General features: G+C 62.9%; 7 protein-coding genes. 1 reads left to right on the forward strand and 6 read right to left on the reverse strand.

What is annotated here, in order from left to right; genetic code table 11:
* Window positions 1–3: 3 nt before the first annotated feature.
* From EN932_RS04100 to EN932_RS04125, 6 genes are all read right to left on the reverse strand, one after another.
* Window positions 4–990, reverse strand: a complete 987-nt coding sequence (locus EN932_RS04100) for an ATP-binding protein (RefSeq protein ID WP_024505649.1) — start codon at window positions 988–990, stop codon at window positions 4–6.
* 355 nt (window positions 991–1,345) lie between these two features.
* Entirely contained in the window at window positions 1,346–3,316 is a 1,971-nt protein-coding gene (rlxS, locus tag EN932_RS04105; RefSeq protein WP_063169238.1) for a relaxase/mobilization nuclease RlxS, read from the reverse strand.
* A 178-nt stretch (window positions 3,317–3,494) separates the two neighbouring features.
* Window positions 3,495–4,178 carry a lytic transglycosylase domain-containing protein gene (locus EN932_RS04110; protein WP_024505647.1) on the reverse strand — a complete coding sequence of 228 codons (684 nt, stop codon included), beginning with the start codon at window positions 4,176–4,178 and terminating at the stop codon, window positions 3,495–3,497.
* Window positions 4,166–4,714 carry a S26 family signal peptidase gene (locus EN932_RS04115; protein ID WP_024505646.1) on the reverse strand — a complete coding sequence of 183 codons (549 nt, stop codon included), beginning with the start codon at window positions 4,712–4,714 and terminating at the stop codon, window positions 4,166–4,168. The genes EN932_RS04110 and EN932_RS04115 overlap by 13 nt, the downstream gene beginning before the upstream one ends.
* Window positions 4,711–4,980, reverse strand: a complete 270-nt coding sequence (locus EN932_RS04120; RefSeq protein ID WP_024505645.1) for a helix-turn-helix domain-containing protein — start codon at window positions 4,978–4,980, stop codon at window positions 4,711–4,713. Before EN932_RS04120 ends, EN932_RS04115 begins: the two co-directional genes overlap by 4 nt.
* A gap of 181 nt (window positions 4,981–5,161) precedes the next feature.
* On the reverse strand, window positions 5,162–5,485 hold the full coding sequence (locus EN932_RS04125) for a DUF736 domain-containing protein (protein ID WP_024505644.1): 324 nt from the start codon (window positions 5,483–5,485) through the stop codon (window positions 5,162–5,164).
* Between the two features lie 1,420 nt (window positions 5,486–6,905).
* Between EN932_RS04125 and EN932_RS04130 the strand changes: the two genes are divergently transcribed.
* Window positions 6,906–7,175: co-chaperone GroES (locus EN932_RS04130; protein ID WP_164890424.1), on the forward strand; the 270-nt coding region annotated here is incomplete at its 3' end.

Here is a 7,175-nt window from a genome sequence, read left to right on the forward strand (position 1 = left end):
TCGCTACTCAGACAGCGAAGCCTGCCGGCGTTCCTTCAGAGCGTCGATGAGCGCTTCCGAGGTGATCCGCTTCCCCCCCCGCAATATGATGGTTTTTGCAGCGTCGTCGGCCGCGCGGGTGATCTCGGCCTGCGACAGTCTCTCTGCCTGAGAGATCGCCTCGTTCCAGGCAAGCCCTCTGGTGTCGAAGCGGTCGAGTCGAGCCCGAAGCAGCGCCTCGATAATCGGCCGATCGGGCACGGCGTATTCGATGACATCGTCGAAACGGCGGAACAAAGCTCTGTCGAGCAGCTCGGGATGATTTGTTGCCGCAATAATCAGGCTGTGGCTGTCGTCTTGCTCGAGAAACTGCAGAAACGAATTCAGCACGCGCCGAATCTCGCCAACATCCTGGCGTTCGCCTCGACGCGCGCCGATGGCATCGAATTCGTCAAAGAAGTAGACGCCCCGCGTCGCCTGCATTGCATCAAAAACAAGCCGCAGCTTTCCGGCAGTCTCTCCCATGAACTTGGTGATCAAACCATCGAGGACGATCATGAAAAGGGGCAGATGAAGCTCCCCGGCCAATGCCGATGCGGTCATCGTCTTGCCTGATCCTGGCGGGCCGACCAGAAGCAGTTTGCGACGGGGAACAAGCCCGTGCTCGCGCAAGCTTGCTTGTTGGCGCTGCTCTCCCAGCACGCGGTGCAGGCGCGAGCGCAGACTGTCCGGCAAAATCATGTCCGTCAGTCGCAGGTCCGGATAGCGCACATGCAGGAGGCCTGCGAGTTCGCCCTTTGGCTGAAAAAGGGGAACCGGCCGACTGCTCTTGGCAATCCGGGCGTCCCTGCTCTTGGCTGCGTCGACCAGATCCTTGAGCTCCTGAGCAAGCTTGCCATGGCCTTGACGTGCCTCATGCGCAGCAAGCTGCATCGCGATAGAGAGGAAACGATCCTCGTCGCCGGCAATGTGGCTTTTAAGCAGCGTCACGATATGGCGGGCCGTGGTCATGGCTCTCTTCTGGGGTATCCGTTTACTTGGCGAAGCGCATGCAACCTAAACGCTTTCAACGGCGATTTGTAACGCGCAATGGTGTTTTTTCTCTTGTCGATGTTCGCCCGTGGCAACTTCAGCGGTGAACTGTTGCGCCGCGGTCATAGGCCAGCCGGAATAACGCCGGCCAGCAGACAACAGTCCGCATCTTCGAGCGCTCGAAGTCTGGCCACTCACGCAGCGTGTCGGGTCCGAACGCTCCAAAGCCGCCCCGCCTGGCAGGTCCATGCGACCGATTGCGGGCGTGCGGCCATAAGGTCTACGCGGGCTCGCATGGCTGCCCGCGCCGCTGGCTAAAAAGCTGTACACCATCTCACGAAACACCAGGTCCGCTCCTTTGCCGGCCGACGGTCCATGAAATCCCCTCCCCACTCACGACACCGGAGACCTCCTTGCCCACATGGCGCTCAAGCACCGGCCGCCATGGCACCAGCGTGAACTCGCGCGACTTTTCAACGACGGCATATTTTCCGCTGGCAAGCTCGACGGAGCGGCGGAGCGTACCCTCTACTCGTCCTCCGAATCGCGCTTCGGCATAGGGCAGGCCAAGTTCCTCCGACAGTTGGCCAGCAACACGGTTCAGTTCTCGCTGGCGCAGGATCGAAAGCATGTTGGCTCGATAGACGATCCCATCCTGTTCTTTATGCGCGAGGCCTTGCGCGATCAGCCACTGCCGCCGGCGAGCTTGCGCCTCTCTCACGTCGCGGCCGAAGCCGGATCCGTGCAAAGGCTCGGGTCTATCGGCAACCAGCTCCCGGTCGAGCCAGGTGGCGCCGTTGAAGCTGACCTGTCGCTCCAGCGCCATTGAGGAGAGCTTGTCGGCAACGACAGGCTCGGCCCTGGCCCGCTGGCCCTCATAATTCGCGACGCGATCGAGATGGTCCGGCGCGATGAGCCAGGTGCCGTTCGGCTCTCGCTCAACGCCGCCGGTCGCGCGGCGGATCGCCTCCAGCCGCCGCACATGCGTTCGCGCAAAGCTCTCGGTGGCGGATGGGTCATGCTTCAGGTGCATATCGACGTCGTAACGGCCGCCATGCGCGGCGGCGATTTCGGCGATGGTACGATCGACCTGCCTCGGCTCGGTGTTCCTTGGCGCGACACGCACGATGCAGCCATTAGGCATCGTTTCCATCGCCTCGCCTCTACCGATGTTGATCCAATGGCTCTTACCGTCGACGGCGTCGACGATCATGTAATGGCGGTCATTGATCTCGTCGGCCAGTCCACGCGCGACAACGCGACCGACGAGAGACTGGACGGGCTCGCCGGATCGATCGTGGATCACCCAGTCGGCGGCCCTGCGGGCAAGCCCCTTGCCGGTCAGTTCGCGGTGCATGGTCTTGATGATGTCGCCGCGTTCGCCGGTGCGGCGCAGCGTGGCTTCGAGCTCATCGTCGAGGCGCCAGGAGCCAGCGCCGACCTCCGCGGCCAGACCCATCCGCTCGAGCTTGCGCAGCCGTCCCTGGTGCAGCGTCTGGCGAATGGCGTCGGGACCGCCCGGCGAGACCAGGCCGTCATCATCACGCATGCTGAGCAGCCGACGGTCGATGCTGGTGAAGCGTTCCTGCTCCATTTCCCGGCGCAGGCGAAGCTCAATCTCGCGGTCGGTTCGCGGACCGAGATCGAGGCTGACCAGCTCGGCCGCCCGCTCGCGGATGCCAGATGAGATATATTCGCGCGCGATGACCAGGTTCTCGCCACGGTCGTCCCTGCCACGGACGATGATGTGGCTGTGCGGGTGGCCGGTGTTGAAATGATCGACCGCGACCCAGTCGAGCTTCGTGCCGAGGTCTTCCTGCATCTGCGCCATGAGCCGCCGCGTCAGCGCCTTGAGGTCGTCGTACTCGATGCCGTCTTCGGCAGCGACGATGAAGCGGAACTGATGGCGGTCGCCGTCCGCGCGATCGATGAACGCCTTGCCGTCGACGCGGCCGCTGTCGGCGCCGTAGAGCTCGCCAGGTTCACCTTCGCGGGTGACCCCGTCGCGCTGAAGATAGCGTAGATGGGCACGCGCCCCGTCCGCGCCCTTGCCGGCGAGCTTGACGACCCGCGCCTTGACGATCACCCGGCGCTGGCGGAAGGCGGCATACCGGTCGCGCGATTTCAGCAGTGCGGCGGCCGCCCCGCCGCGCCCTGTCCGGCTTCCTGTGAAGCGACCACCGCGTTGCGGCCGGCCGCCAGCCCGGTTGATCGCCGCACGAACCTGGCCGGCATAGCGTTTGCCGGCCTTCGAGCCGCGCGACCCGATTTTGCCGAGCTTCGGCCTGAACTCGTCATCCTTAATGCGAGCCTCCCAGACATATCAAGCAAAATCAGACACTTACACGTCAAACCCTCTTGGCACCGGCGGCAGCCTCCCGGAAAAACGATGTGCAGACAAAGATTTAACCGCCTCCTGGAGGCGGTACCTTTATCTTGCCTTCCGCGCCCAGCCCCGCCAGACGCGCCCCCGTCCGCCATGGCTAACGCACCGGCTCCTTCGGCTGCGCGCCGTCCTTGCCGAGCGGCACGAAGAGATCGCCGTTTCGCACGCCTGAGTGAACACCGTCATGAATGAAGAACAGCGACCGTCCGAGAGGAGCGATTTGCGCCTTTGGAGCGACAGATTGGCTTTCGAACGCCTCGATGTCGGCCGCCGAAACTCCGGCCGCCTTGAGTTGGTCGAGGTACTCGACGGTCTCTTCTGGCAGCGGTTTGCCACGCTTCAAATGCTCGTCGTAGCGCTCGGGACCGGCATTGTAGGCGCCAAACAGGCCAGGAAATCCGAAGCGGTCATACATGGCACTGAGATAGGCCGTGCCGGCCAGGATATTGTCGCGCGGATCGTGGGGGTTAGGCCCAAGGCCGTGTTCGACCCGCATCTCTTCATAGGTGCCGGGCATCACCTGCATGAGGCCCATGGCGCCAGCGGGGGAGGTGATGGGGCGGCCGCCGCGCATTGTCTTGCCGCCGCTTTCGGCAGCCATGACGGCATAGATCCAGGCTTGGGGAATATGGAAGCGCCGGCTTGCTTCCGATACCAACGTCTGCCACTTTCGCAGCTGCGGACTTTGGGAGATGGCGACCGGCTCAGCGCCGGTCGAGGCGGAACAGGCGCATGGCGCAATGGCGATCATGCCCAACAAGAGGAGGGTCACTCGGTCCATAGTGGTACGAGCCTCCCGATGACATTTTGAGTGGGAACAGGCCCGAAATAGCGGCTGTCGAAGGAGCGGTTTTTGTCGCTGCCGAGCAGGAAAACCTCGTTATCCCCGAGCGCTCGGCAGCCGTTCCACCATGGCAAAGGTCGGCCTTCGGCGTCGATTTTGAGCCGGCGCGCGACGATGTCGCCGCCGATGATGATGGCGTCATTGAAGGCGCAGACATTATCGTCCGGCAGCGCTGCAAGACGTTTTGCCAGCGGCACATTGCGAGGCAGATAGCTGCGCTCGGCGGCGAGATACGCCGCGTATTCAGGCGGGCGCACGAGCACGAGATCGCCACGCGCCAGCGCTCCCGCAGCGATGCGGTAAAGGCCGATCGGCGCGCTGGCCGAGGCGTTCCAGACCAGCCAAGGGGCGGGCTTTCCCAGCGCCGTGAAGCCCAAAAGACCGAGACCGGCCGCGGCCAAGGCGACCGTCTTACGGGCTCGAACACGCCTCAGGCGGCTGCCGATCAGATGGATGGAAGGGCGCCGCCTCATGAACGGCCTCCCGTGCCGCCCTGGCCGGAACCGGCCTTGCCATCGCCGGCGATGGAGTGCTGCGGGTGTCCTTTCGACCAATGGTCGAGTTCGTCGATGTGATAGCGGACATAGCGGCCGTGCTTGCGGAATTTCGGGCCGCCGCCCTTGAGCCGCATCTTTTCGAGCGTGCGCTGGGAGAGCCCGATATAGAAGGCGGCTTGGGCTGTGCTGAGAAACGGGCTGCCCTTTTTCGCGCGGGCCGCGCGTTCGTTTTCGTCGTCCATGATGATCCTCGTTTCGCTTCGGACAAGCGAGGGCGAGGATGGGCGAGGGAGATCGTCTCGGGGACGGGCGAAGAGTCGGGGGAGAGTTTTCGCCGCCCTTTAGGGCGGACGGGGTTTGGGTGGAACTCCTGGGAATGAGCCCCGCGCCGGGGCTGCGGCGCGAGGCTCTTATCTCGGCCGGTCAGTCGGCCGGGTTCCAGATGATGGCGTAGGTGTCGTGATCGTCCTGGCCGGCGGCTCGGCCGAGATTGGCGTAGAGCTTGCGCGGTCCGAACTCCGGCGCTGCAATCGACAGGCTCACATAATCCTTGCCGGAAGTCTCGCCGGTGCGGATCCAGCCAGCGCCGACTTCGACCCCTTGCGTAAGCACCCGGAAGTCGGGATGGTTATCGGCGCTCTTGGCCTGGTTGGGGACGATATCGATGTCGGCGCGGACGCTGAGCGTCTTGAACTGGCCCTTGTAGGCGCCGTTTTCCTGCTTGTTGACGTAACCGATCGCGGTCATTTCGAAGTCTCCTTTTGTGGTTTCGCCGGGGACCATCCCCTGCGATGGCGCACCGTAATGGGCGCGTCAGGACCGCCTGAATCCGACAGGGCCGCAGCGACAGTGAAGGACCCGAGCGGGCAGCTTTTTTGTGAGCGAAGCGGCGCGAGGAAGCCGCCGCAGGCGGCGGGGAAAAAAGCTGATGGCGCGAGGGTTTCGGGCGGCCGGACCCGCCCATAGGTCGACAAGCCAGCCGCAGGGATGGTCCTTGGAGAGAGCATGGAGACCGCTCGCCAAGTGCGGTCTGTCAGCCAAGCAGGACGCCGGGATGAAACGGCCTGCAAAGATGCTGCGCCCTTATGCCGGATCGAGATCGTGCCAGCGGGTCGGGCGCCAGAGCAGACATCCGGCATGGTGCGATCTATGAAAGCAGGGCTCGCCAGCGGGAATTTGATACGCGAGGGGGCCAAAGTAAGGCTGGATGAGAAGCCGGTGCTACCTGCAGGTCCAGTGTCATGTGGCGGCGCTCGGGAAACCGCTACGCAATGTAACGCGCTCTTATGAGGCGAACAGACCGGCCCCAAAACCGATCGACCGGTGGTCGGCGCGAAACGCGTCATGCCTGTCCGAAAGCTGACAGTGGCAGAAGACGCATGTCGGGTTCCGCACAATTGACCATGCTGGATTTGTGAGGTTTTCAGGGAGAGCCATGCGTTCACTTCCCAGTGAGCTTTGGCACGGCATTTGCTCTTGATGTGGCAACACGGATCGAAGGTTGACTGCATGCACAAGCGCGAGATGAGCAATGCTCTCCTTTCCTGGAGGCTTGGCAGCAGATTCGATTTGACGTTGCGAGGAGCTTCAGCCGCTCGCGGCGGAAGTGATCTCAAATCTGAAGGCACCGTTGGGGCCGCAGCCATCAAACACATCTTTCTCTTTTTCGCAGCTCGTCTTCAACGCGATGCGGACTTCTTCGCGTCGACGGCGGCCGAAGGTGGAGAAGGGGCTCGACTTGCAAAAAGGAGTTGTCAATGACGTCTTACGTTCGCACCAACAGCCCGGCGCAGGTGCGCTCACTGTCCACCTTTGGCAAGCATCTGCAAAGGAGCGTGCTGACGGCGACGCTGCTTGCCGCGGCTTCGACGGGAAGTGAAGCGCAGCCCTATGTTCGTGCTGACGGCAGCACGACTGACGACTTGGAAGCGGCGCGAGCAAGTTGGCGTCATGACGCCGAATTCAATGGAAATGTGGGGCTCGCAGCCATCAACGCGGATGCCGCGTATGCGTTGGGTTCCACCGGGGAGGGGGCCAGAGCTCCTCGCCTGCCCTCGTCCGTCTTGACGAGTGCCCGCTTACAGCCTACCTCACTATCGCGTTAGCACTCGTCCATCGCGAGTGCTAACAAAAACCCCTCAACAGCGCACCAGGGAAAAATCCGAAAATGGCAAAGTCGAAGTTCCGCCCGCTGCATGACCGCGTGGTCGTTCGCCGGGTCGAATCCGAATCCAAGACCGCTGGCGGGATCATCATCCCCGACACGGCAAAGGAAAAGCCGCAGGAAGGCGAGATCATCGCTGTCGGCTTCGGCGCTCGTGACGAAGCTGGCAAGCTGGTCCCGCTGGACGTCAAGGCCGGCGACCGCATCCTGTTCAGCAAGTGGTCGGGCACGGAAGTCAAGCTCAATGGCGAAGACCTTCTGATCATGAAGGAA

Origin of the sequence: Mesorhizobium sp. M7A.F.Ca.US.002.01.1.1 (genome assembly GCF_004022955.1) — a bacterium.
Lineage (GTDB): Bacteria > Pseudomonadota > Alphaproteobacteria > Rhizobiales > Rhizobiaceae > Mesorhizobium > Mesorhizobium ciceri.

Bases quoted from the DNA above. Each gene is read 5' to 3' on its own strand.
- EN932_RS04110 (WP_024505647.1), bottom strand. From the start codon at position 4,178: ATGGACCGAGTGACCCTCCTCTTGTTGGGCATGATCGCCATTGCGCCA.
- EN932_RS04125 (WP_024505644.1), bottom strand. From the start codon at position 5,485: ATGACCGCGATCGGTTACGTCAACAAGCAGGAAAACGGCGCCTACAAG.
- EN932_RS04100 (WP_024505649.1), bottom strand. From the start codon at position 990: ATGACCACGGCCCGCCATATCGTGACGCTGCTTAAAAGCCACATTGCC.
- EN932_RS04115 (WP_024505646.1), bottom strand. From the start codon at position 4,714: ATGAGGCGGCGCCCTTCCATCCATCTGATCGGCAGCCGCCTGAGGCGT.
- EN932_RS04120 (WP_024505645.1), bottom strand. From the start codon at position 4,980: ATGGACGACGAAAACGAACGCGCGGCCCGCGCGAAAAAGGGCAGCCCG.